The 22,523-nt window shown below is 70.5% G+C and carries 23 protein-coding genes; 7 read left to right on the top strand and 16 right to left on the bottom strand.

All coding sequences use genetic code 11. From position 1 onward, the window contains the following. The first annotated feature begins 28 nt into the window (after window positions 1-28). The 3 genes from E1161_RS01445 to E1161_RS01435 all read left to right on the top strand — a co-directional run bounded on the left by E1161_RS01445 (window position 29) and on the right by E1161_RS01435 (window position 3,431). Window positions 29-997 (top strand): D-2-hydroxyacid dehydrogenase, encoded by a 969-nt coding sequence (locus E1161_RS01445; RefSeq protein ID WP_132618661.1) that lies wholly within the window; start codon window positions 29-31, stop codon window positions 995-997. A 33-nt stretch (window positions 998-1,030) separates the two neighbouring features. Next, window positions 1,031-2,437, top strand: coding sequence for an amidase (locus E1161_RS01440; RefSeq protein WP_132618659.1), 1,407 nt, complete (start codon window positions 1,031-1,033; stop codon window positions 2,435-2,437). Between the two features lie 103 nt (window positions 2,438-2,540). After that, on the top strand, window positions 2,541-3,431 hold the full coding sequence (locus E1161_RS01435) for an AraC family transcriptional regulator (protein WP_132618657.1): 891 nt from the start codon (window positions 2,541-2,543) through the stop codon (window positions 3,429-3,431). Window positions 3,432-3,434: 3 nt separating this feature from the next. Here the strand turns inward: E1161_RS01435 and E1161_RS01430 are convergent, their stop codons facing one another. Continuing rightward, a complete protein-coding gene (locus E1161_RS01430; protein WP_132618655.1) occupies window positions 3,435-4,871 on the bottom strand; it encodes an aldehyde dehydrogenase family protein in 1,437 nt (478 codons plus the stop codon). 70 nt (window positions 4,872-4,941) lie between these two features. Continuing rightward, window positions 4,942-6,153 (bottom strand): MFS transporter, encoded by a 1,212-nt coding sequence (locus E1161_RS01425; RefSeq protein WP_132618653.1) that lies wholly within the window; start codon window positions 6,151-6,153, stop codon window positions 4,942-4,944. Window positions 6,154-6,286: 133 nt separating this feature from the next. Here E1161_RS01425 and E1161_RS01420 point away from each other — a divergent pair, with 133 nt between their 5' ends. Next, entirely contained in the window at window positions 6,287-6,964 is a 678-nt protein-coding gene (locus E1161_RS01420; RefSeq protein ID WP_132618651.1) for a GntR family transcriptional regulator, read from the top strand. A gap of 146 nt (window positions 6,965-7,110) precedes the next feature. Beyond that, window positions 7,111-7,515, top strand: coding sequence for a PAS domain-containing protein (locus E1161_RS01415; RefSeq protein WP_132618649.1), 405 nt, complete (start codon window positions 7,111-7,113; stop codon window positions 7,513-7,515). Between the two features lie 28 nt (window positions 7,516-7,543). Here the strand turns inward: E1161_RS01415 and E1161_RS01410 are convergent, their stop codons facing one another. From E1161_RS01410 to E1161_RS01400, 3 genes are all read right to left on the bottom strand, one after another. After that, window positions 7,544-8,608, bottom strand: a complete 1,065-nt coding sequence (locus tag E1161_RS01410) for an SPFH domain-containing protein (RefSeq protein WP_235874706.1) — start codon at window positions 8,606-8,608, stop codon at window positions 7,544-7,546. 87 nt (window positions 8,609-8,695) lie between these two features. Beyond that, window positions 8,696-9,127, bottom strand: a complete 432-nt coding sequence (locus E1161_RS01405; protein WP_132618647.1) for an NfeD family protein — start codon at window positions 9,125-9,127, stop codon at window positions 8,696-8,698. Window positions 9,128-9,200: 73 nt separating this feature from the next. After that, window positions 9,201-10,007: a DUF3097 domain-containing protein gene (locus E1161_RS01400; protein WP_235874700.1), complete on the bottom strand. Its 807-nt coding sequence runs from the start codon at window positions 10,005-10,007 to the stop codon at window positions 9,201-9,203. Window positions 10,008-10,135: 128 nt separating this feature from the next. Here E1161_RS01400 and E1161_RS01395 point away from each other — a divergent pair, with 128 nt between their 5' ends. Then, complete coding sequence (locus E1161_RS01395; RefSeq protein WP_132618643.1) at window positions 10,136-10,930, top strand: hypothetical protein; 795 nt, start codon at window positions 10,136-10,138, stop codon at window positions 10,928-10,930. 59 nt (window positions 10,931-10,989) lie between these two features. Here E1161_RS01395 and E1161_RS01390 read toward each other — a convergent pair whose 3' ends face one another. The 3 genes from E1161_RS01390 to fabG all read right to left on the bottom strand — a co-directional run bounded on the left by E1161_RS01390 (window position 10,990) and on the right by fabG (window position 13,702). Further along, the gene (locus E1161_RS01390; protein WP_207920035.1) at window positions 10,990-12,009 is read right to left on the bottom strand and encodes a ferrochelatase; all 1,020 of its coding nucleotides are present in this window, start codon (window positions 12,007-12,009) and stop codon (window positions 10,990-10,992) included. A gap of 122 nt (window positions 12,010-12,131) precedes the next feature. Further along, window positions 12,132-12,899, bottom strand: coding sequence for an enoyl-ACP reductase FabI (gene fabI, locus E1161_RS01385; protein WP_132618641.1), 768 nt, complete (start codon window positions 12,897-12,899; stop codon window positions 12,132-12,134). A gap of 98 nt (window positions 12,900-12,997) precedes the next feature. Further along, on the bottom strand, window positions 12,998-13,702 hold the full coding sequence (gene fabG, locus E1161_RS01380) for a beta-ketoacyl-ACP reductase (protein ID WP_132618639.1): 705 nt from the start codon (window positions 13,700-13,702) through the stop codon (window positions 12,998-13,000). Between the two features lie 287 nt (window positions 13,703-13,989). Between fabG and trxA the strand changes: the two genes are divergently transcribed. Further along, window positions 13,990-14,340, top strand: a complete 351-nt coding sequence (gene trxA / locus E1161_RS01375; RefSeq protein ID WP_132618637.1) for a thioredoxin — start codon at window positions 13,990-13,992, stop codon at window positions 14,338-14,340. A 383-nt stretch (window positions 14,341-14,723) separates the two neighbouring features. Here trxA and E1161_RS01370 read toward each other — a convergent pair whose 3' ends face one another. The 8 genes from E1161_RS01370 to E1161_RS01335 all read right to left on the bottom strand — a co-directional run bounded on the left by E1161_RS01370 (window position 14,724) and on the right by E1161_RS01335 (window position 22,350). Then, window positions 14,724-15,446 (bottom strand): MgtC/SapB family protein, encoded by a 723-nt coding sequence (locus E1161_RS01370; RefSeq protein ID WP_132618635.1) that lies wholly within the window; start codon window positions 15,444-15,446, stop codon window positions 14,724-14,726. Between the two features lie 35 nt (window positions 15,447-15,481). Continuing rightward, window positions 15,482-16,072 carry a class I SAM-dependent methyltransferase gene (locus E1161_RS28275; RefSeq protein WP_132618633.1) on the bottom strand — a complete coding sequence of 197 codons (591 nt, stop codon included), beginning with the start codon at window positions 16,070-16,072 and terminating at the stop codon, window positions 15,482-15,484. 23 nt (window positions 16,073-16,095) lie between these two features. Continuing rightward, window positions 16,096-17,076: a VWA domain-containing protein gene (locus E1161_RS01360; protein ID WP_207920046.1), complete on the bottom strand. Its 981-nt coding sequence runs from the start codon at window positions 17,074-17,076 to the stop codon at window positions 16,096-16,098. Between the two features lie 2 nt (window positions 17,077-17,078). Then, entirely contained in the window at window positions 17,079-17,963 is an 885-nt protein-coding gene (locus E1161_RS01355; RefSeq protein ID WP_132618734.1) for a DUF58 domain-containing protein, read from the bottom strand. A gap of 83 nt (window positions 17,964-18,046) precedes the next feature. After that, window positions 18,047-19,081 carry an AAA family ATPase gene (locus E1161_RS01350; RefSeq protein ID WP_235874705.1) on the bottom strand — a complete coding sequence of 345 codons (1,035 nt, stop codon included), beginning with the start codon at window positions 19,079-19,081 and terminating at the stop codon, window positions 18,047-18,049. A gap of 364 nt (window positions 19,082-19,445) precedes the next feature. Continuing rightward, window positions 19,446-20,018 (bottom strand): molybdenum cofactor guanylyltransferase, encoded by a 573-nt coding sequence (gene mobA / locus E1161_RS01345; protein ID WP_235874699.1) that lies wholly within the window; start codon window positions 20,016-20,018, stop codon window positions 19,446-19,448. A gap of 45 nt (window positions 20,019-20,063) precedes the next feature. Further along, window positions 20,064-21,365, bottom strand: a complete 1,302-nt coding sequence (locus E1161_RS01340) for an NlpC/P60 family protein (protein ID WP_132618627.1) — start codon at window positions 21,363-21,365, stop codon at window positions 20,064-20,066. 142 nt (window positions 21,366-21,507) lie between these two features. Continuing rightward, on the bottom strand, window positions 21,508-22,350 hold the full coding sequence (locus E1161_RS01335; RefSeq protein WP_408011921.1) for an SIR2 family NAD-dependent protein deacylase: 843 nt from the start codon (window positions 22,348-22,350) through the stop codon (window positions 21,508-21,510). Window positions 22,351-22,523 lie beyond the last annotated feature (173 nt).

Here is a 22,523-nt window from a genome sequence, read left to right as displayed (position 1 = left end):
ACACCCCTGCGGCCCTAAGGTCATCGCCATGGTCAACACCCGCCCCACCGTCGTCGTCCTCCACGACGGCGACGCACCCGACGAGATGGCCCGCATCGCCGAGCACGCCGAACTGCGCTACGCCACGGGCGAGCAACTCCCCGACGCCCTGCCCGGAACCGATGCCCTGTTCGTGTGGGCCTTCCGCTCCCAAGCCATCGCCGACGCCTGGCCCCAGGCCGACGAGCTGCAATGGATTCACGCCGCCAGCGCCGGAGTCGACCGCCTGCTGTTCCCGCAGCTGCGCGACTCCCCCGTGCAGCTGACCAACTCCCGCGGCGTATTCGACCAGCCCATCGCCGAATACGTCCTGGCCACCGTGCTCACCTTCGCCAAGGACATGCACACCACCCTGCGCCTGCAAGACGCCAAGCAGTGGGAGCACCGCGTCACCGAACGCATCGGAGGCAAGACCGCCCTCGTCGTCGGCACCGGACCCATCGGCCGCGCCATCGCCCGCCAACTCACCGCCGCAGGACTGCGCGTGGCCGGAGCCGGACGCACCACCCGCACCGGCGACCCCGAATTCGGCGACATCCACGCCTCCGACGACCTCGCCCTCATCGCAGGCGACTTCGACTACCTCGTCGTCGCCGCACCCCTGACGCCCCAGACCCACGGGCTCATCAACGCCGAAGTCCTCTCGGCCATGCGCCCCAGCGCCCGCTTCATCAACGTCGGCCGCGGCGAACTCGTCGACCAGCCCGCCCTCGTCACCGCCCTCCAGCAGCAACGCATCGCCGGCGCCGCCCTCGACGTCTTCGACACCGAACCCCTCCCGCAGGACTCACCCCTGTGGGAGATGCCCCACGTCCTGGTCTCCCCGCACATGTCCGGCGACACCCTCGGCTGGGCCGACGAACTCGTCGACCTGTTCCTGACCAATCTGCGCGCCTTCACCAACGGCACCGACCTGCGCAACGTCGTCGACAAGCAACGCGGGTACGTCACCGCCTGACCCCCCGGAGCCCGCCACACCCAGGGAGACGCCATGGCCAACACCCAGCCCGCCGAACTCTCGGCCACCGAGCTGCTGGCCGCCTACGCCGCCGGAACCCTCTCACCCGTCGAAGCGTGCGAAGCCGCCCTGCAACGCATCAACGACCACGACCCCGCCATCAACGCCTACTGCCTCGTCGACCCAGAGCACGCCCTGCACGCCGCCCGCGAATCCGAAAACCGCTGGCACCGCGGCCAACCCGTCGGACGACTCGACGGCGTGCCCACCTCCATCAAGGACATCTTCCTCACCCGCGACTGGCCCACCCTGCGCGGCTCGAACACCATCGACCCCGACCAGCCCTGGCCCGAAGACGCCCCCGCGGTCACCCTGCTGCGCCGCGAGAACCCCGTCCTCCTCGGCAAGACCACCACCCCCGAACTCGCCTGGAAAGGCGTCACCGACAGCCCCCGCCACGGCATCACCCGCAACCCCTGGGACACCTCCCGGACCGCAGGCGGCTCCTCCGGCGGCGCCGCAGCCGCCGTGGCCACCGGCATGGGCCCCCTCGCACTGGGCACCGACGGCGGCGGATCCGTGCGCATCCCCGCCTCCTTCTGCGGCATCACCACCATCAAACCCACCTACGGCCGAATCCCCCTCTACCCGGCAAGCCCCTTCGGCACCCTCTCCCACGCCGGTCCGATGACCACCACCGTCACCGACACCGCGCTCATGCTCGACGTCCTCGCCCAACCCGACGTCCGAGACTGGTCCGCGCAAGCCCCACCCGCCGACTCCTTCCTCGACCACCTCGGCGGCGGCGTCGCCGGCCTGCGCATCGCCGTGAGCACCGACCTGGGCTTCGGCACCCCCGTCGACCCGCAGATCGTCCGCGCCCTCACCGACGCCGCACGCACCTTCCAAGACCTCGGCGCCCACGTCGAACACGCCGACCCCGGCATCACCAACCCCATCGAGGACTTCCACGTCCTCTGGTTCGCCGGCGCCGCCAAAGCCACCGAACACCTCACCGACGCCCAGCGCGAACTCCTCGACCCCGGCCTCGCCGCCATCTGCCGCCAAGGACTCACCTACAGCGCCCAGGACTACCTCGAAGCCACCAACACCCGCATGGAACTCGGCCAGCGCATGGGCGCCTTCCACCAGGACCACGACCTGCTGCTGACCCCCACCGTCCCCATCACCGCCTTCCCCGCAGGACGCGAATCCCCCACCCACGGCGACCGCTGGACCACCTGGACCCCGTTCACCTACCCGTTCAACATGACCCAGCAACCCGCCGCCAGCATCCCCTGCGGCACCACCGACGACGGCCTGCCCATCGGACTGCAGATCATCGCCCCACGCCACGCCGACGCCACCATCCTGCGCGCCGCCCACGCCTACGAGCAGGCCCGCCCCTGGACCCGCACCACCACACCGAAGCAGACCTGACGCCGCCGAAGACCCGACCGGCACGGGCACCCATCGTCGGACGCGCCGCACCGAGCCCACCTAGCGTTGAGCCCGTCATCGACGAACGCAGGAAGGCACGACGATGGACCCCTGGAACCAGGCCGTCGCGCACATCGAACGCGACATCGCCGACGGAGCGGCCCACCGCACCACCGGGAAGATCGACGTCGCCGCCCTGGCACGGATCACCCTCACCTCGGAACACCACTTCCGACGGATGTTCTCGGTCCTGGCGGGCATGCCCGTCTCCGAATACGTCCGGCGCCGACGCATGACCATCGCAGCATCCGCCGTGCTCACCGGGCACGAGCCGCTGCAGGACATCGCCACGCGCTTCGGGTACACCTCCGCCGACGCCTTCAGCCGCGCCTTCACCGCGGTCCACGGCACCGGACCGACCGGAGCCCGACGCACCGGCGCGGTGCTGCGATCCCAGCCCCCACTGCGCTTCTCGCTCTCAGTGAAAGGAACAACGCAGGTGGACTACCGGCTCACCGACGAAGCACCGTTCACCCTCGTGGGCCAACGGCGCACCATGCCCCTGGTCCACCACGGACCCAACCCCGACATCGAGCACTTCCGCGAACAACTCGGCCTGGACGCGCTCGAGGACATCAGCGCCCTGTCCACCCGGACACCTTCCGGCGTGCTCGCCGTGAGCACCGAATTCACCGAAGACCGCGACGACGGCAGCACCTTCGAGTTCTGGTACGCCGCAGCCACCGACCACCCACCAGCACCCGGCACCGGCCACGACGCGCTGCCCGTCCCCGCCCACACCTGGCTCGTGCTCAGCTCCCACACCGCGCGCACCGACGAGGTCCAGCAGCTGTGGGCCCAGGCCTACGGCGAGTGGTTCCCCGCCAACCCCCACCAACCACTCCCGGCCCCCGAACTGCTCGCCACCGTCCTCGACGACGACGGACGACCCGACCACGCCGAACTGTGGCTCGCCGTCGCACCGACACCCTGAACATCAACCCTCGAGATCCCACGCCGACATCACGTGCTTGATGCGCGTGTAGTCCTCCAGACCGTGGTGGCCGAAATCCCGCGCCGACGCCGAATGCTTGAAACCCGAATGCGGCATCTCGGCCACCAACAGGTCATGGGTGTTGATCCACACCGTGCCCGCCTGCAACCGCCGCGACATCCGCATCGCCCGACCGTGATCACGCGTCCACACGCTCGCCGTCAACCCGTAGCGCACACCGTTGGCCAACTCCACCGCCTCCTGCTCACCGGCGAAGGACTGCACCGTCACCAACGGCCCCAACATCTCGTGCTGCACCAGCTCATCGTCCTGCCCACAACCGTCGACCACCGTGGCCTCCAGGAAGAATCCCCGCTCACCACGCCGCCGACCACCCGCCACGACCCGCGCATGCCCCGGCAACCGCTCCAACCGGCCGAGCACCAGGTCCAACTGCCCCTCGCTGTTGAGCGGACCGAACGCAGCATCCGCGTCCTGCGGCGGCCCGGGCCTCAACCGCCCGGCCCACTCCACCAACCGCCCCACCAACTCCTCGCGCACCTCACCGGCCACCAACACCCGGCTCGCCGCCGTGCAGCTCTGACCCGCGTTGCCGAACGCGGCCGCCGCGATCCCCTCCGCAGCCCGGTCCAGATCCGCATCCGCGAACACCACCGCAGGCGCCTTGCCCCCCAACTGCAGATGCGCACGCTTCAAATCCGCCGCCGCCGACCCCGCGACCTCCATCCCAGACCGCACCGTCCCGGTGATCGAGAACATCCCCGGCACCTCGTGCGCCACCATCGCCCGACCGCTGTCACGATCACCGCACACCACGTTGACCACGCCCGGCGGCAAGAACTCACCCACCAGCTCACCCAGCAACACCGCGCTCACCGGCGTGGTCTCGGCCGGTTTGAGCACCACCACGTTGCCCGCCGCCACCGCCGGACCGATCTTCGCCGCCGCCTGCAACAACGGATGCGTCCACGACGTCACCGCCGCGCACACCCCGATCGGCTCCCGCCGCGTGAACGACGTGTGCCCCTCCCTGTACTCACCACCGGCGGTGGCACCTTCCACCCTCGCCGCACCCGCGTAGAACCGCAGCAGGTCCACCGCCATCGGCAGCTCCTGCGCCCGCACCACCTCGAACGGCTTGCCGGTGTTGCGGCACTCGGCGAGCACCAGCTCCTCGCTGCGCGCCGCCACCGCATCGGCGATGCCCAGCAACGCTTCCTGCCGAAGCCTCGGCGTCGCCTGCGACCAGGACTCGAAGGCCCCGGCCGCCACTGCCATCACCGCATCGACATCGGCCCAGCGCGTCAACGGCGCCGTCGCGTACTGCTCACCCGTGCTGGGGTCCACCAGCGGCAGCGTCGCACCATCCAACGCCGCCACCGACTCGCCACCGACCAGGTTGTGCAGTTCCCAACTCACGCCACACGCCTCCAAGCCACGCCGGCCGCCGCTGGCCGACCACGCACCCGAGGCTAACGCCGCGCGCACATCACAGGGCGCGATCCCGCGACCACCACTGGGACGCGGTACCGATCACCAGCAACGCCAGCACCGGCGCGAAAGCCCACCGGTAACCCGCCGCCGGATCCAGGCCCGACACCAGCTCCAGCACACCACCGACCAGCAGCTGGATCAGCACCGCAGCGCTGAAACCGCCCATGTTCACCACACCTGTGGCAGTACCGGAACGGTGCTCGGCGTTGGCCATCCGCGCACCGTCGAAGGCCAGCATCGCCGCACCACCGGCCACACCGACCGCCAGCAAGGCCACCACCAGCACCGGCATCGGCAACACCTGCGGCCAGCCGACCATCACCGCCCACACGACCACGACCACCAAGGACAACCCGAACGTGTAGCGCTCCCGGCGACGCGGACGCCCCGACACGTACTGCCCGGCGAACCACGACCCCGCGATGAACCCGGTCACGCTCACCAGCAGCAGCGACCCGACCTCCGACTGGCCGTGCCCCTGCCCGGCGCTCAACCACGGACCGCCCCACAGAGTGGTGATCGCGACGAACTGCGCCATGAGCACGAAGTGCGTCCAGAACGAGTGCTTCGTGCCGCGCTGCGCGGCCACCGCCCGCAGGCTGTGCCGGATCTGCTCGGACATCGGCCCGGGTTCGGCGACGTGGGCGTGCGCCGAGGTGTCGCGGTCGCGGATGATCAGCGCAGCGGTCAGCCCCAGCGCGGCGGTCAACGCCGCAGCGCCCAGGAACGTCGGCACCCAACCCAGCGAGTGCAGCGACAGGCCCAGCGGCAGCGTGGAGACGACCTGCCCCAACCCTCCGGCCAGCCCGGTCAGCGCGGCGACCTTGCCGTAGCGGTGCGGCGGGAACCAGTGCGCGGCCAGCCGCAACACGTTGGTGAACATGAACGCGTCACCGAAACCGATGAGCATCCGCCCCGCGATCCCGCCGACGATCGAACCGCTCAGCGCGAACACCGCCGAGCCGACCGCCAGCGCGACCATGCCACCGGTGATGACCTTGCGCGGCCCGAGCCGGTCGGCCAGCAGCCCGGCCGGGATCTGCAGCACCAGGTAGACGCCCAGCTGCAGCGCGGAGAACAGCGCCAGCACGCCCGGACCGGCATCGAATCGCTGCACCGCCTCCGGGGCGGCGACACCGAGCCCGGCGCGGTGGAACAGAGCCGCGCAGTAGCACAGCGCTCCGACACCCCAGACCAGCCACGCCATGCGGCTAGCGGATCCTCGCCGCTGGGCGCCCGCCTGCGGCGGTGGCGCTTCGACCGTCGTGGACAACTGCAACCCTCCCCTCGAAAGCTTGTATTCATCTTAGATACAAGAGTGGTGGAAGTAGGATGCCCACGTGTCGAGCGCAACAGCATCCGAGACGCCGGCGGCCGACCGCGCGTACCAGCACGTCAAGGCCGGACTCCTCGACGGCAGCTTCCCCGACGGAGAGCTACTCAGCGAGGGAGAAGTGGCCAACGCCCTCCAGATGTCGCGCACACCCGTCCGCGAGGCGTTCTTGCGCCTGCAATCGGAGGGATTCCTCAAGCTCTACCCCAAGCGCGGCGCCCTGGTCGTGCCCGTCAGCGCCGCCGAAGCCCGCGCGGTGATCGAGGCGCGCCTGGCGCTGGAGAGCTTCGCCATCGACAAGCTCGCCATCGAAGGACCCGAGGCCATGACCACCATCGGCCGCGAACTCGCCGGTCACCCCGCCTGCGACGGCACCGACCTCAGCGACGCCGAGATGCACGTCGCCGACCGCGCCTTCCACGCCACCCTGGTCGGCGCCGCGGGCAACCCGGTCGTCACCGACCTCTACAACACCTTGCGCGACAAGCAGATGCGCATCACCGCCACCGCCCGCACCCACTCGGCGCGCGAGCGCATCACCCACCAGCACGCCCAACTCGCCGACACCCTCACCGCCGGCGAGGCCGAGCTCGCCAAGCAGCAGCTCCGCGAACACCTCCTGGGCACCGTCCGCGCCCTCGGCATCGCAGGAGGCTCCTACCTCGACCCGACCGACGACGTCTGAAGCGGGTCTTCTCAGAGGTGACGGGTGTGCGTAAGTGCTGGGCTGCGCAGCATTGAATTCGGTAAGCACTGAAATCACCGAGGATACTAAGCGTCAACCGCGCCTTCCGAGAGGCGCTGATCCTCATCCCGCCGCAGAATCTGACCATGAACGACACCGAACACCGCTCGGCCATGGTCATCGCCGACCCCAGCGGCACGATCGTGCACTTCAACGCCGACGCCGAACTCCTCTTCGGCCACCCCGCCCACGAAGCCATCGGCGCCACCCTGGACCTGATCGTGCCCGCCGAACACCAGCAGGCGCACTGGGCGGGTTTCCACCGCGCCATGCGCACCGCCCACGCCGACCTCGAAGGCAATCCGATCAACCTGCCGGTGGTCTGCCGCGACGGCCAGATCCGGGTCTTCCCCGGCGTGTTCGGGGTGCTGCGCGACCCCTACGGCAACGCCCGGGGCGCCGTGGCCACCTACGCCGCCGCCCACCAGGGCGCGCAGCCGTTCACGCCCATCACCGAGACCGCCCAACAAGTACGTCCCGGCGCCGGATGACCGGCACCGGGACGCGACAACCGCTCGATCAGCCCCGTTCCGGCGGCTGCGACATGTTGGCCGGCGGAACCTCCTTGCGGGCCACCGCCTCCGCGGCGCGCACCGCTTCGGCGACCTCGGGGTTGGTGGAGGTGTCGAACCACGCCTGCACCGACTCCTCCACCGCCTCGGCCGGCGGAGCGTCGCTGGTCTCCTGCGACGGCTCGTAGCGGAACACCCCGTCCTCGCCCGGCTCACCGAGCATCCGGGCGAAGCCCTCCAGCGACTTGCCGAAGTCACTGGGCACCACCCACACCTTGTTGGCATCACCCTGCGCCATCTGCGGCAACGTCTGCAGGTACTGGTAGGCCAACAGCTCCGGGGTCGGCTTGGCCCGTTTGACCGCCGCGAAGACCTTCTCGATGGCCTTCGCCTGCCCCTGCGACTGCAGGTACTGGCTCGCCCGCTCACCCTGCGCCCGCAGGATGCTCGACTGCCGGTCGGCCTCGGCCTCCAGGATCGCCGCCTGCTTCTGGCCTTCCGCCGCCAGGATCGCCGACTGCTTCTGACCCTCAGCGGTCTTGATCGCCGACTCCCGGGTGCCCTCGGCGTTGAGGATCATCGCGCGCTTCTCCCGGTCGGCGCGCATCTGCTTCTCCATCGAGTCCTGGATGGACGGTGGCGGGTCGATCGCCTTGAGCTCCACCCGCGCGACCCGGATGCCCCACCGGCCGGTTTCGGTGTCCAGGACCCCGCGCAGCTGCGTGTTGATCGCATCCCGCGAGGTCAGCGTCTCCTCCAGGCTCATCGCACCGACCACGTTGCGCAGCGTCGTGGTGGTCAGCTGCTCCACCGCCACGATGTAGTTGGAGATCTCGTAGACCGCCGCACGCGCATCGGTGACCTGGAAGTACACCACCGTGTCGATCGAGACGGTCAGGTTGTCCTGCGTGATCACCGGCTGCGGCGGGAACGACACCACCTGCTCGCGCAGATCGATGCGCGCCCGAACCCGGTCGAAGAACGGCACCAGCATGTTCAGCCCCGGCTGCGCGACGGTCCGGAACCGGCCCAACCGCTCCACCACCGCCGACTGCGCCTGCGGCACCACCATCACCGACTTCACCGCGACGATGAGCACCAGCAGCACCACAACCGCCAGCACGATCACTTCATCCACTCCCACGAAGCCTCATCTCCCTCAGGGCTCGGCCCACACCACCGCTGTGGCACCCGCGATCTCCATGACGGTGACCGTGCGGCCGGCCTCGACAACCTGCGTCTCGTCCAGAGCCCGCGCCGACCACAACTGGCCGTCGATGCGAACCTGACCCCCCTGCACATCCACTGTGGACACCACGCGCGCCTGCTTCCCCACCAGGGCGTCCACGTTGGTCTTGAGCGCCCGCTGACCGATCATGTGCCGCCTGAGCGCGGGCCGCGCCAGCACCACCAAACCCAGAGCCAGCATGGCGAACACCGCGACGTCCACGCCCAAGGGCATCCCCAGCGCCGAACTACCGGCGGCCCCCAGAGCCGCGGCGCCGATCATGACCAGCACGAAATCCCCGGACAGGACCTCGGCGCCGATCAGCAGCACCCCGGCGATCAGCCACAGCAGCGCAGGAGTCATGCGTCCATCGTGGCACGCCCACCCCAGGTGGCACCGGCATTCCGAACCACGTGATCAACGTGTGACCGCCAGATCACCCATCGCCGGTGACGAAATCGATCAGCTGCTCCACCGCGGTCAACAACGGCGTTTCGACGTCGCGGAAACCAGTGGCGCCGGCCAGCACCCGCCGCCAACCCTCCGCGGGCTCACCCCAGCCCAGCTGCGAGCACACGCCCTGCTTCCAGTCCTGCCCGCGCGGCACCGTCGGCCACTCGCGAATCCCCACCGCAGCGGGCTTGACCGCCTCCCAGACATCCACGTACGGGTGCCCGGTGACCATCACGTGCTCGTCGGTGATGCCCTCCACCAACCGCGATTCCTTGCTGCCCGGAACCAGGTGGTCCACCAGCACCCCGACCCGGCGACCCGGCTCCGGCCCGAACTCGGCCAGCAACCCCGGCAAGTCGTCCACGCCGTGCAGCGGCTCGACGACGATGCCTTCCACCCGCAAGTCGTGACCCCAGATCCGCTCGACCAGCTCGGCGTCGTGAACGCCCTCCACCCAGATCCGGCTGCCGCGCGCCGTGCGGGCCCGCAGACCCTCGACCTTCACCGAACCAGACGCCGACCGCGCCGGACCCGCCGGGGCGCTCGTGCGCGCAGGCACCAGCGTCGCGGGCTTGCCCTCGAACAGGAACGCGGCCGGGCGCATCGGGAACAGGCGCTGCTTGCCGTGCCGGTCCTCCAGCACCACGTTGTTCTTCTCCACCCGCACCACCGCACCGCAGAAACCACTGGCCGGGTCCTCGACCACCAGATCCGGTTCAGCCGGGATCTCCGGCACCTCCTTGCGCCGCGAGCCCGACAGGATGTCGCGTCCATAATCAACCGACCGCACGAACCGACACGGTAATCGACCGTGGCCAACCGTCATGCCGCCACGCCGCGCAACCGCCCCATGGGCGGAGTCACACCACACCTCCCCCCGGGCACGGCAAGGGTTTTCGATCCGTACCCTCTACCGACGTGCCATGCCCAAGCGCCACTTCGGTTGTCTGGTCGTCCGCCTGGCTGCACGGTGCGGCCGCGTCTGACGACGTGCTCGATGCCCTGCAGACCTGGGGCGAGGTGCAGGAGTTCCGCGCCGCCGACGACGAGCTCGCCGCGCGCCTGGACCTGCCCGGCCCCGACGACACCCCCGCCGGCCCCGCCCTGCTGCTGGCGGCGCTGCGCAAGGCCGGTGCCTCCACCGGCGAACTCGCGCTGCCCGTGCCCGGTGACGCCCGGGGCCTCGGCGGAGCCACCCCGTTCTCCAAGCTCGCGATGCGCATCGGCGAAGCCGCCGTGCTTCCCGAAGCCGGACTGGGACTGGTCCCCGAACGCATCGCCGAAGGCATCCTGCGCTGGACGGTGTTCGAGACCGGCGAACTGCCGCCCGCCGAGCACCTGCCGATCGGCGAAGCCGAGCACGGCATGGCCTCGGCCATGCGCGAGGCCGCCACCGCCCTCATCGAACTCGGAGTGGCCAAGCAACGCCCAGGTGTGCGCGAGGAGATCGCCCAGACCATCGCAGCCAAACCCGCCCCGGACTGGCCGGAGAACATCCCCCAGCGCACGCTGCGGATCCTCCAGCGCGCCACCGAGGTCGAGGCCATCCTGTGGGTGGCCACCGACGACGCACCCGGCGGCGCCCTGTCGGCATCAGCGATGCGCAGCCGCACCGACGCCCTGCGCCCGCTGTTCGACGCCGTGCGCGCCGCCCGCCGCGCCTCGGTCGCCGAGATGGTCCGCGTCCTGGCAGACCAAGCGGCCCGTTCCTGACCGACGTTGGTGGGGTGTCTGCTCCGCGGAGCAGACACCCCACCAACAGCCGCGAACCCTCAGCAGCAGCCGGGAGCGCACAGCGCCCCGTTGACCGTCGAACCCGCCATCCGAAGCTCCGAGAGCTTGCACACCGGTGCAGCATCGGTGTGCTCGGCGATGAGCTCCACGATCATCTCCACGAACCGCGGATCGGTGCCCGCCGTGGCCGCGCGCGCGAAACCCATGCCCAACCCGGCAGCCGCTTCTTCCGCTTCGTTGTCCAGGTCCCACACGACCTCGAGGTGATCGGAGACGAACCCGATCGGGCTGACAACCACCGACCCGACCCCCTTGGCGTGCAGGTCCTGCAGGTGGTCGCAGATGTCGGGCTCCAGCCACGGCACCTGCGGCGGCCCCGAACGCGACTGCCACACCACGTCGTAGGACTCGGCACCCACCTGCTCGGCCACCAGCCGCGCGGCCTCGGCGACCTGCCGCGAGTACCACTGCGGCCGCCCGTCCGCACCCGGCCGCTCATCCGCGCGCAGCGGGATGGAGTGCGCGGTGAGGACCAGCCGCGCCTGCTCCGCCCGCTCCCCCAGCTCGGCGTAGGCGGCCCGCACGGCGTCGGCGTTTGCCCCGACGAACAGCGGGTGGTCGAAGAACTGCCGCAGCTTCACCAGCTCCGGCGCCCGCTGCCCGACCGACTCCCGCGCCCGCACGATGTCCTCGTGGTACTGCTTGCACCCCGAGTAGCCGCCCCACGCCGAGGTCGCGAACACCAGAGCCCGCCGCACCCCGTCATCGGCCATCCGCGCGACGGTGTCCTCGACCATCGGGTGCCAGTTGCGGTTGCCGAAGTAGATCGGCAGATCCCGACCCTGAGCGTCCAGCTCGGACCGCAACGCGGCCATGATGTCCTCGTTCAGCCGGTTGATCGGCGACACCCCACCGAAGTGCAGGTAGTGCTCGGCCACCTCGTCGAGGCGCTCCGGCGGCACTCCCCTGCCCCGGGTCACGTTCTCCAGGAACGGCCGCACTTCCTCCGGGCCCTCCGGCCCCCCGAACGACAAGAACAGCAACGCGTCAAAGCTCACCGGACCATCATCGCGCCGCTGATTCATCCCCGCGCAACCGGGGCGCACCCGATGTGAACCACGCGGTGCAGACGACGAGGGGCGCCCCGGATCATCTCCAGAGCGCCCCTCCGCACGACGAATCACACCCCGAGGGAGTGCACCCCACCGTCGACCATGATCATCGAACCGGTCGTGGCAGGCAGCCAATCCGACAGCACCGCGCAGATCGACTTGGCCACCGGCGTCGGGTCGTTGACGTCCCAGCCCAGCGGGGCCCGGTCACCCCAGCCCGCTTCCAGGTCCGCGAAACCCGGGATCGACTTGGCCGCCATCGTCCGCACCGGACCGGCCGACACCAGGTTCACCCGCACGCCCTTGGGGCCCAGCTCACGCGCCAAGTACCGCGACGTCGACTCCAGCGCCGCCTTGGCCACGCCCATCCAGTCGTAGGCCGGCCACGCCACGCGCGCGTCGAAGTCCATGCCCACGATCGAGGAGCCCTCGCTCAGCAGCGGCAGCGTCGCGGTGCTCAACGACTTCAACGAGTACGCCGAGATCCGCACCGCAGTGGACACGTCCTCCCACGGGGCCTCCAGGAAGTCCCCGCCCAGGCACGACGCCGGCGCGTAGCCGATCGAGTGCAGCACACCGTCCAGCCCGCTGACGTGCTGGCGCACCCGCTCCGGCAGCGTCTCCAGGTGCTCGGCGTTGGTGACGTCCAGCTCCAGCACCGGAGCAGGCTTGGGCAGCCGGTTGGCGATCCGCTCCACCAGGCTCAACCGGCCGAACCCGGTCAGCACCACCTCGGCGCCCTGCTCCTGGGCGGCCTTGGCCGCGTGGAACGCGATCGACGCGTCGGTGATCACCCCGGTGATCAGGACCCGCTTGCCTTCGAGCAATCCGCTCACGAAAAACCCCTTCGAAAATCACATGCCGGGCGCCCACGCACCCGAAGTGGCCGGCACCAGCGCTGTGCCGGAAGTCCCCTCACCCGCTGCCGAGCGGGTCAGTGCCCCATCCCGAGACCGCCGTCGACCGGGATCACGGCACCGGTGACGTACCCGGCCTCGTCCGAGGCCAGCCAGCGCACAGCGCCCGCGACCTCCTCCGGGTCGGCCATCCGCGAGAGCGGAACCTGCCCGAGGATCTCCTCCTTGCGATCTTCGGGCAGATCATCGGTCATCTCGGTCTTGACGTAACCCGGTGCCACGACGTTCGCCGTGATGCTGCGCGAACCCAGCTCACGCGCGATCGAACGCGCCATGCCCACCAGGCCGGCCTTGCTCGCCGCGTAGTTGACCTGCCCCGGACCACCGGAGAGCCCCACCACCGACGAGATGAAGATCATCCGTCCGAACCGGTTGCGCAACATGCTGCTGGCCGCGCGCTTGGCCACCCGGTACGAACCGGCCAGGTTCGCGTCGATGACCCGACCGAACTGCTCCTCGCTCATCCGCAGCAGCAGCGTGTCATCGGTGATGCCCGCGTTGGCCACCAGCACCTCGATCCGCCCGTGCGCGGCCTCCACCTCGTCGAAGGCCGCCGCGACCTGGTCCGGGTCGGTGACGTCGCACTGGACGCCGAGCAGGCCCTCGGGCGCGCCCGATCCGCGGTGCGTGACCGCGACCTTGTCCCCGGCCTCCTGGAACGCCCTCGCGATGGCCAGGCCGATGCCGCGGTTACCGCCGGTCACCAGTACGGACCGTGCCACTGTGGATCTCCCATCGAACGCCTCAAGATTCGTTTCAGCCGCGACATTATCGGCTCGGCAAGCTCCACCGCTCATCGACTCCTCACACAAAAACGGACCCTTTCTGGTGGCGTGCCTACACACCGGGCCACCCGCGCACGACGAACCTCACCCGCGGCCAGTACGGTGGCCCACCACGCTCGCGCTGATCGCCACGATCGTGGTGCGACCGACACGAACCGGGGGAATGCGCGGTCCCGCGGCCGGCGTTGCCCGACTAACTGCCCCACCATCCGAAGAGGGATCCAATGGCCACGGTCGAACTGACCAAGGACAACTTCGACGAGGTCGTCAGCGACGACAAGTTCGTCATCATCGACTTCTGGGCTTCCTGGTGCGGCCCGTGCAAGCAGTTCGCCCCGGTCTTCGAGAAGGGTTCGGAGACACACGACGACATCGTCTTCGCCAAGGTCGACACCGAGGACCAGCCCGAGCTCGCCGCCGCCTTCGACGTCCAGTCGATCCCGACGTTGGCGATCATCCGGGACAAGGTCTTGGTCTTCCAGCAGCCCGGTGCCCTGCCCGAGAACGTCTTCGAAGACCTCGTCGGCCAGGCCCGCGACCTCGACATGGAGCAGATCAAGAAGGAAGCGGATTGAGCCCTCCCCCGCCCGCTCGCCGGCGCGCATCCCGCCGGCAGTGCGCAGGCGGGGATTCGCAGCTCAGACAACCTGAGCGCACCGCGTGCGCCCAGGTCTGACGCCCACATCACTGCCCGGATTGGGAACCAGCCCGGCTCCGCACGACGAGGGCCGAGGTCTTCCCCTCGGCGCGGTGCACCCCACCGTCGCGCAGGTGTAGGCGCGTTGCGACATCGGGAGACCGGTCTTCGGCTCCGGCATCGCGGCGCAGGTGGTCGCGGTGTTGGCCGGGGGCGCAGGACGATCACGCTGTGCCCCCGGCCGCCTCGAGTAGCGGGCGGATTCGTGACGGCCTGCTCGCGGTGCGGGCGCGGTCCGCCGATGCCGGCCCCCGCACCGCCTCAGAAACCGCCCTCGGCCGAATCGCCGACCGCAGCGTGCAGCACGCCCGGCAACTGGCTGATCTCCTCCACCAGCGTCGACACCGGTGTCTTGCCGCGCAGCCGCAGCGCCACCACCGCCGTGCGCTGCTCGTCGTCGGAGTCCTCCCGCTCGACCTGCAGGTCCAGCAGCGCCCACCCCCGGCTGGTGCACATCGTCAGCACGCTGCGCAGCACGCCGTAGCCGTCCAGGTAGCCCACCCGCATCACCTGCGGCTCCCGCAACGCCGGACGCGCGACCCGCAGCAGGTGCGGGAAGCCGATCGCCACCAGGAAGTGCACGCCGGTCGTGGCCGCCGCCAGCACCACCAGCCCACCGCCGCAGGCCATCCCCACCGCGGCCACCAGCCACACCGAGGCCGCCGTGGTCAGACCGCGCACGGCATCCCGGCGCACGAAGATCAGCCCGCCGCCGATGAAGCCGATGCCGGAGACGATCTGCGCCGCGACCCGCGACGGGTCCAGCGACACCCGGTCGAACACCAGCAGGTCACCGAAGGCGTACTTGGACACCAGCATGAAGAGCGCCGCGCCCACGCCCACCAAGGCGTGCGTGCGCAACCCGGCGCTCTTGGCCCGGATCTCCCGCTCCAGCCCGATGAGGCTGGAGAACAGCAACGCCGTCCCCAGCTCGATCAGCAGCGGTAATTCGTCAAGCCCGGACACCACGGCATCAGCAGGCATCCCAGCAACCTAACACCGCCCCCGGCGGCGCGCGGCTACGACGAACGCGGCCTGCGGGCCAGGTACACCACCGCGGGCGGCAGGTTGCGCCACACCGTGCGGCTGACCACCGTCTCCTCGAACGTCGCCTTGAGGTCCGCGTGCTGCTTGCGGGCTGGCGGCGCCCACCGCGTCCAGGTGTAGGCGAACTGCGTGAACACCCCGTCCGCAGCCATCACCGACGCCAGCAGCTCCACCAGCGGGACGCCGTTCACCGGCGCGTGCGCCACCCACGGCAACCCGCTGACCACCACGTCGGCCTTGGCGAGTCCGCGCTCGGCCAGCAGTTCCGGGACGCTGCGGGCGTTCCCGCACACGGAGTCCACGCCCGGGAAGCGGTGCCCCAGGTCAGCGGCCCAGCTCTCGTTGAGCTCCACCGCCAGGTGCGTGCCCCGTCCGCCCAGGCGTCGCTGGATCACCTCGGTGAACGCACCCGTGCCCGGGCCCAGCTCCACCACGACCGGATCACCGGTCAGCGGAACCGGCGCCACCATCTGCTCGGCCAGCGCCCGAGAACTCGGGCCCACCGCGGCGGTCGTGGTCGGCGACTTGACGAATTCCCACAAGAAACGAGCTGCCGTGTTCAAGGGGACGAAGCTCCTGTCGTCGGCTACGGCAATCGCCGACCGGCGAACAACGAGATCCCGGCCGCGATGATCGCGCAGAGAGTACCCAGCACCAGCCACGGTTTGCTGGCGTCTGTGTGCTTGGTCTCGTAGCCGATCTGCTCACCCAGCGTCTCGTAGACCTCGCGCAGCTGCTCAGCGCTGGCGGCCTTGTGGAACTCGCCGCCGGACAGGCGCGCGATCTCCTGCATCGCGTCGTCGTCGACCTCGACCCACTCCTGCTCGCCCTCGATCTCGATCGAGCCGTGCTTGGTGCCGAAGGAGATCGTGGAGATCGGAACGCTGGCCTTCTTCGCCTCGAGGGCCTTCGTGTACGCGCCACGCGGCGCGTCCATCTCGCGCGGGATGGTCTGCCCGCCATCGGCCATCAGCACGATCCGCGCGGGCGGAGCACCCGCCGGACCGCCGACCATCTTCCCGAACGAGTCGATGGCCTGCATCGACGCGTTGATCCCGTCACCGGTCGCGGTCGCCTCGGCCAGCTTGAGGGTGTCGATCGCCTGCTTGACGCTCGAACGATCCGTGGTCGGCATGACCAGCACCGTCGCCGTCCCGGCGAACGACACCAGACCCAGGTTGATGCCCGGCGTGAGCTTGTCGGCGAACTCCTTGGCCGCGACCTTCGCCGCCTCCAACCGGTTCGGCTCCACATCGGTGGCCTTCATAGACAACGACACGTCGATGGTCAGCATGACCGTCGCCCGGTTGCGCGGAATCCGCTGCTCGGCCGTCGGACCCGACAGCGCCACGGTCAGCAGGACCAGCGCCACCCCGAGCAACGCCGGCGGCACGTGCTTCCACCAGCCCTGCCTGCTCGAGGCGACCCGGTCCAGCACCTCCAGGTTGGAGAACTTCAACGAATCCCGATGCCTGCGCCGCATCGCCCACACGTAACCGGCGACCAGGCCGGCGACCACCAACAGCAGCAGGAACCACCACGGCGCGGTGAACCCGGTCAAACTCAACATCACCCAGCTCCTCCGCCGGACCAGCCGCGCTTGCGCGCCATCACGAACCGCACGACATCGGCGATCCAGTCGGAATCGGTGCGCAGCACCAGGTGAGCGCACCCGGCCCTGCGCAGAACCCTTGCCACGTCCTCGCGGTGCGCGGCCGCCGCAGCGGCGAACTCCTTGCGCAGCACCGGCGTCGTGTGCACCTCGCGCCGCCTGCCCGTCTCCGGATCAGACAGCAGCACCGTGCCCACGTCGGGCAGCTCCACGTCGCGCGGGTCGATCACCTCGATGGCCAGCAACGAGTGCCGCGCACCCAGCCCGCGCAGCGCGCGCTGCCAGTCGGCGGATCCCAGGAAGTCGGAGACCACCACCGCCAGCCCCCTGCGCCGCGGCGGCCGCCGCAACGATTCCAGCAGCGCGGACAGATCTCCCCGGGTGCCCTCCGGGGCGCGCGGGGTCTCGGCGACCTCCTTCAGCAGCGCCCGAGCGTGCGCCGCGCCGCCGCGCGCGGGCAGCCGGTGCTGCCCGGTGCCGTTGTCCACCACCGCACCGATGCGGTTGCCGCCACCACTGGTCAGGAACATGACAGCGGCCAGCGCCGCCACGGCCAGTTCCCGCTTGTCGCAGGCGGCGGTGCCGAAGTCCAGGCTCGGCGAGAGGTCCATCGCCACCCACGTCTCCAGCTCGCGGTCGGCGACGGTCTGCCTGATGTGCGGCTCGGCCATGCGAGCGGTGACCGCCCAGTCCATCCGCCGCACGTCGTCACCGGGCTGGTAGGCGCGTGCCTCGCCCGGCTCGCTGCCCGGACCGGGCACGAGACCGAGGTGATTGCCCTGCAGGAGACCGTCGAGCCGACCGCGCACGCTCAGCTCGAGAGCGCGCAGCGCGACCTCCATCCGCCCGGTCTCCAGGGCCGGTGGCGCCCAGGCCGGGCGGTCACCGCCGGAGTCCGCGGGTACCGCCACGTCTGCCCCTCCCCTCACTGGTGCGGTGGCATCGGCGGCTGGCCGTAACCGGGCTGCACGGCCGGACCGACCGGCGCGGCCTGCTGCTGGCCGCCCTGCGGGCGGGCCGAGACCTGCGGCAGCGGCACGGTTTGCAGCACCCGGCCGACGATGTGCTCCACGGGGATGCCGTCGGCCAGCGCGTCGTAGGACAGCACGAGGCGGTGGCGCAGAACGTCCGGCACGACGTCGACCACGTCCTGCGGCAGCACGTAGTCGCGACCGCGCACCAGGGCCAGGGCTCGCGCGGCGGCGATGATGCCGAGGCTGGCGCGCGGCGAGGCGCCGTAGGAGACCCAGCCCGCGATGTCGGACAAGCCGTGGTCGTTGGGCATCCGGGTGGCGACCACCAGTCGCACCACGTAGTCGACCAGCGCGTGGTGCACGAACACCCCGGCGGCGACGTCCTGCAGCCGGATCAGCTCCTCGGGGTTGAGCACGCCGTTGGGCTCGGGCGGGGTGACGCCCATCCGGTAGATGATCTCGCGCTCCTCCTCCGCGGTCGGGTATTCGACCGGGAGCTTGAACAGGAAGCGGTCGCGCTGCGCTTCGGGCAGCGGGTAGACGCCCTCGTTCTCGATGGGGTTCTGGGTGGCCAGCACCAGGAACGGCGCGGGCATCGGGAAGCTCTCGCCGCCGATGGACACGTGCCGCTCGGCCATGACTTCCAGCAGCGCCGACTGCACCTTGGCGGGAGCGCGGTTGATCTCGTCGGCGAGAACGAAGTTGGCCAGCACCGGGCCGAGCTCGACGTCGAAGCGCTCGCTGCCCTGCCGGTAGATGCGGGTGCCGAGGATGTCGGCGGGAACCAGGTCGGGGGTGAACTGAAGCCGCGAGAACGAACCGCCGACCACGCGGGCGAAGGTCTCCACCGCGAGGGTCTTGGCGACACCGGGCACGCCTTCGAGCAGGATGTGCCCCTTGGCCAGCAACCCGGTCAGCATCCGCTCGACCAGGCGGTCCTGGCCGACGATGACGCGCTTGACTTCGAAGACGGTGCGTTCGAGCAGCTGCGCATCGCGCGCGGGAGTGCTCGACGAACTCGCCTGACCCGCTGGACGCGCCGCTGCCGCTCCGGCGCCCCCGCTCTCACCGTTGCCGGCCTCGGTCACTTCTCCCAGCCTCCTCGTCGACGCGGCCGTTTCGGGCCGATCAAGATCCTGGCACGCCGCTCGCTCCTCGCGCACGAGGGGGCGCATCGAAGCCCACTCAACCCCATCGGCGGTTTGACCGCTGTGAAGCCGAGCGGCGTTCATCGTCCCGGCCTGGTTCGGGGTTTGCCCGTGGAGCACTGACTTCAGTCGACACTGAAGTCATGGACGCGACAAATGATTCGATGCGGCGGTCCCCCGGGCTTCGACACCACTGGAGGGGTCAGCGTTCCGGCGTGCGAGCCCGATGCAGGTCGCGCGGGGTATCCACATCGGACACCTCAGCTGTGGTGGCGTCGATCCGAAGTGGCTCGACCGGCGCGAAGAGGGTGCGCACCGGCCGGTTCCCGACCTCCGCAGGCATCGCCTCGCGCAGGGACCGCAGGCGCCAGAGGCCTACCAGCCACTGCGCGCGGCCGCCGGGCTCGGACAGGACCGCTCCCCCGGCCCCGGGATCGTCGCGCAGCGCAGCGCGCAACCGGGCCAGCGTGCCCTGGGTGAGGTGCGGGTGGTCAGCGGCGAGGATCGCGACCAGCCCGTCGGCGTCGTCGATCAGGCGCAGCCCGGCCTCGACGGCCGCGAGCGGTCCTCCCCCGGAGGGCTTCTCGGCCGTCCAGCGGACGGGCGTGGCCGTCGGCCGTTCGGGACCGACCACCACGACGGGATCGGCACCTGCCACGGCGTCGAGCGTGCGGTCCAGCAACGTGCGGCCGGCCACCGGCAGCATCACCTTGTCCACGCCGCCCATCCGGCGCGCTCCCCCACCTGCCAGCAGCACCGCCGCGAAATTTGCCACGCGGCCATGCTTGCAGCACCCCTGGTCCGAAGACCAGCCGGGCCGTCAGAGCACCCGGACCGCGTAGGGCGTGATACCGCCGTAGCGGACCTGGGTGACGCGCACCCGAGAACCCGAGTACGGTGCCTCGACCATCTTGCCGTTGCCCAGGTAGAGGGCGACGTGGTGGATGGCGCCGCCGTGGTCCCAGAACAGCATGTCGCCACGGCGCATCTGCGACAGCGGGACGCGCTTGCCCGACTGCGCCTGGTACCCGCTGTAGTGGTCCAGCGTGATCCCAGCAGCGGCGAAGGCGTAGATCATCAGCCCGGAGCAGTCGAAGCCGGTCTTGGCGTAGTCGCCGTAGGAGTCGGCCACTCCCCCGTCGCGGATGCCGCGCGTCGGCCCGCGCGAGTTGCCACCACCCCACGCGTAGGGCATCCCCAGCTGCGACAGCGCCCGCGAGACCACCGCCTCGACGTCGCCGGAGGCGGAGGGTGCGGAGCTGCCCGCCTGGTCGTCGTCGTTGCCGACCGGCTCGGCAGCGACGACCTGCTCCTCGCGGACCTTGTCCTCATGCCACTCCTGGTAGTCGGCGCGCTGCGCCTGCAGCCCGGTGACCCGGGAGAGGGCTGCATCGAGATCGGCCTGCACCGAATCGCGGTCGGCTTGCAGGCCCTGGGCCTGCGCGGCCTGCTGCGCGCGGGCCTGGATCGCCGTCTGCTGCGCGGCTTCGGCGGTGGCGCGCGCCTCGTCGGCGGAACGGCGCTTGGCCTCGGCCTCGTCGAGCGCGGCGCGGGTCATGGAGTCCTTGTTGACCTTCTCGATGCGGGCGCGTTCGAGGTCGTCGAGGACGTCGAGCTGGGAATCGCTGATGGCGTCGAGCAGCGAGGCCCGTTCGAGCATCTCCTGCGGGTCGCGAGCGCCGGCGTAAGCCGTGATCGAGCCCAGCTTGCTGCCCTGCCGGTAGCTGCTGGCGGCGAACTCGTCGAGCCGGGAGCGCTGGGCTTCGATCCGGGCTGCCGCCGAACGCGCTTCGGCGGCAGCAGCGTCGGCGGCGGTGCGCGCCTGCCCGTAGGCGGTCTCGGCGCGCTGGAGGTCGACGCGAGCCTTGTTCGCGTCCTCCATCTTCACCTCGACCTGCGCCTGCAGACCGACCAGCAGGGACTCGGCCTCGGCGAGGCGGTTGGCCAGTTCACCGGCCTGGCCCGCGGTGCGTTGAGCTTCGGACTTGCCCGCCTGGAGCTCGGCGTCGCTGGGGTTGGGCGGGGGCGGCGGGACGGCTACGCCGGTGCCGACGGGTGCGAGACCGACCGCGCACAGCACTACCAGCACGCCGATCCTGCGTGCACCGCTCTTCGTCGACAACACCCGTCACCTCCAGCAGATGCACCCGTTCGGCGCGCTGGAGCTTAGGCCGAACGGAGTAATAATTGACCGGAGCTTGACACTCGTGCCACAGGCGCACCACGCGAAACGGAGGTTTCGCTTGCAGCGTCAACCACTCGTGTCACATCTGTCCCCAGGTGCTGGGATCTCCCCAGGAGCGCAGCGGCTCGGCGGAGTTGATCCGCGGCGCCGCGGCGAGTCCGGGCAGCACCTCGGTGAGCGGGCCGCGCAGGACCGCGTCGGCGATCTCGTCGTAGGGGGTGGGCTCGGCGTTGCAGATGACCAGCTTCGCGCCTGCCTTGGCGGCCAGCTCCGCGAAGGCAGCAGCCGGGTAGACGGTCAGCGATGTGCCCGCGGCGATGAACAGGTCGCAGTCCAGCGACGCGCGCCTGGCTTCCCGCAGCACGTCGGTGTCCAGCGCCTGGCCGAAGAACACCGTCGCCGATTTGAGGATGCCGCCGCACGAGCGGCAGTCCGGGTCCCGCTCCCCCTCGGCGACGCGCTGCAGGGCGTCGGTCATGACCCCCGTGGCGCCGCAGTGCACGCACACCGTGCGGCGCATGGTGCCGTGCAGTTCCAGCACGCGGTCGCGGGCCAGGCCTGCGCGCTGGTGCAGCTCGTCGATGTTCTGGGTGAGCAGGGCACCAAGGCGTCCGGAGGCGTCGAGGTCGACGAAGGCCCGGTGCGCGGCGTTGGGTTCGGCGTGCCAGGCGGGGTTCTCGGCGCGGGCGCGCCACGCCTGCGCGCGGACGTCCTCGTCGGCGAGGTAGCTGTCGATGTCGCTGAGCCGGGCGGCCTGCGGGTTGCGTGTCCAAAGACCGTCCGGGCCTCGGAAGTCCGGGATGCCGGAGGCGGTGGACACGCCCGCGCCGGTGAGCGCGGTGATGCGCCGGGCGGCGCCGAACAGTTCGCGAGCGCGCTGCCAGGTCGCGCTGTCGTCGGCCTCCGAGGCTCGTTCCGTCACCTCCACAAGGTGCCACGAACGCGGCCGCGGACGGAGCACCGGGCCGCCGTGTGTTGCCGGTCACGGCCGTTCTGACCGGGGGCGCAGCGATCATGTGAAGACCGTTTTTCTTAGCGGTAACGCGCGGCAACCACCGGGGAAACAGCCGATTCCTACCTTCGGAGCACCCCGTT

Origin of the sequence: Saccharopolyspora aridisoli, assembly GCF_004348445.1 — a bacterium.
Classification (GTDB): domain Bacteria; phylum Actinomycetota; class Actinomycetes; order Mycobacteriales; family Pseudonocardiaceae; genus Saccharopolyspora; species Saccharopolyspora aridisoli.
The sequence above is the reverse complement of the archived record's forward strand: the minus strand, read 5'-3'. Positions and strand labels throughout refer to the sequence as shown.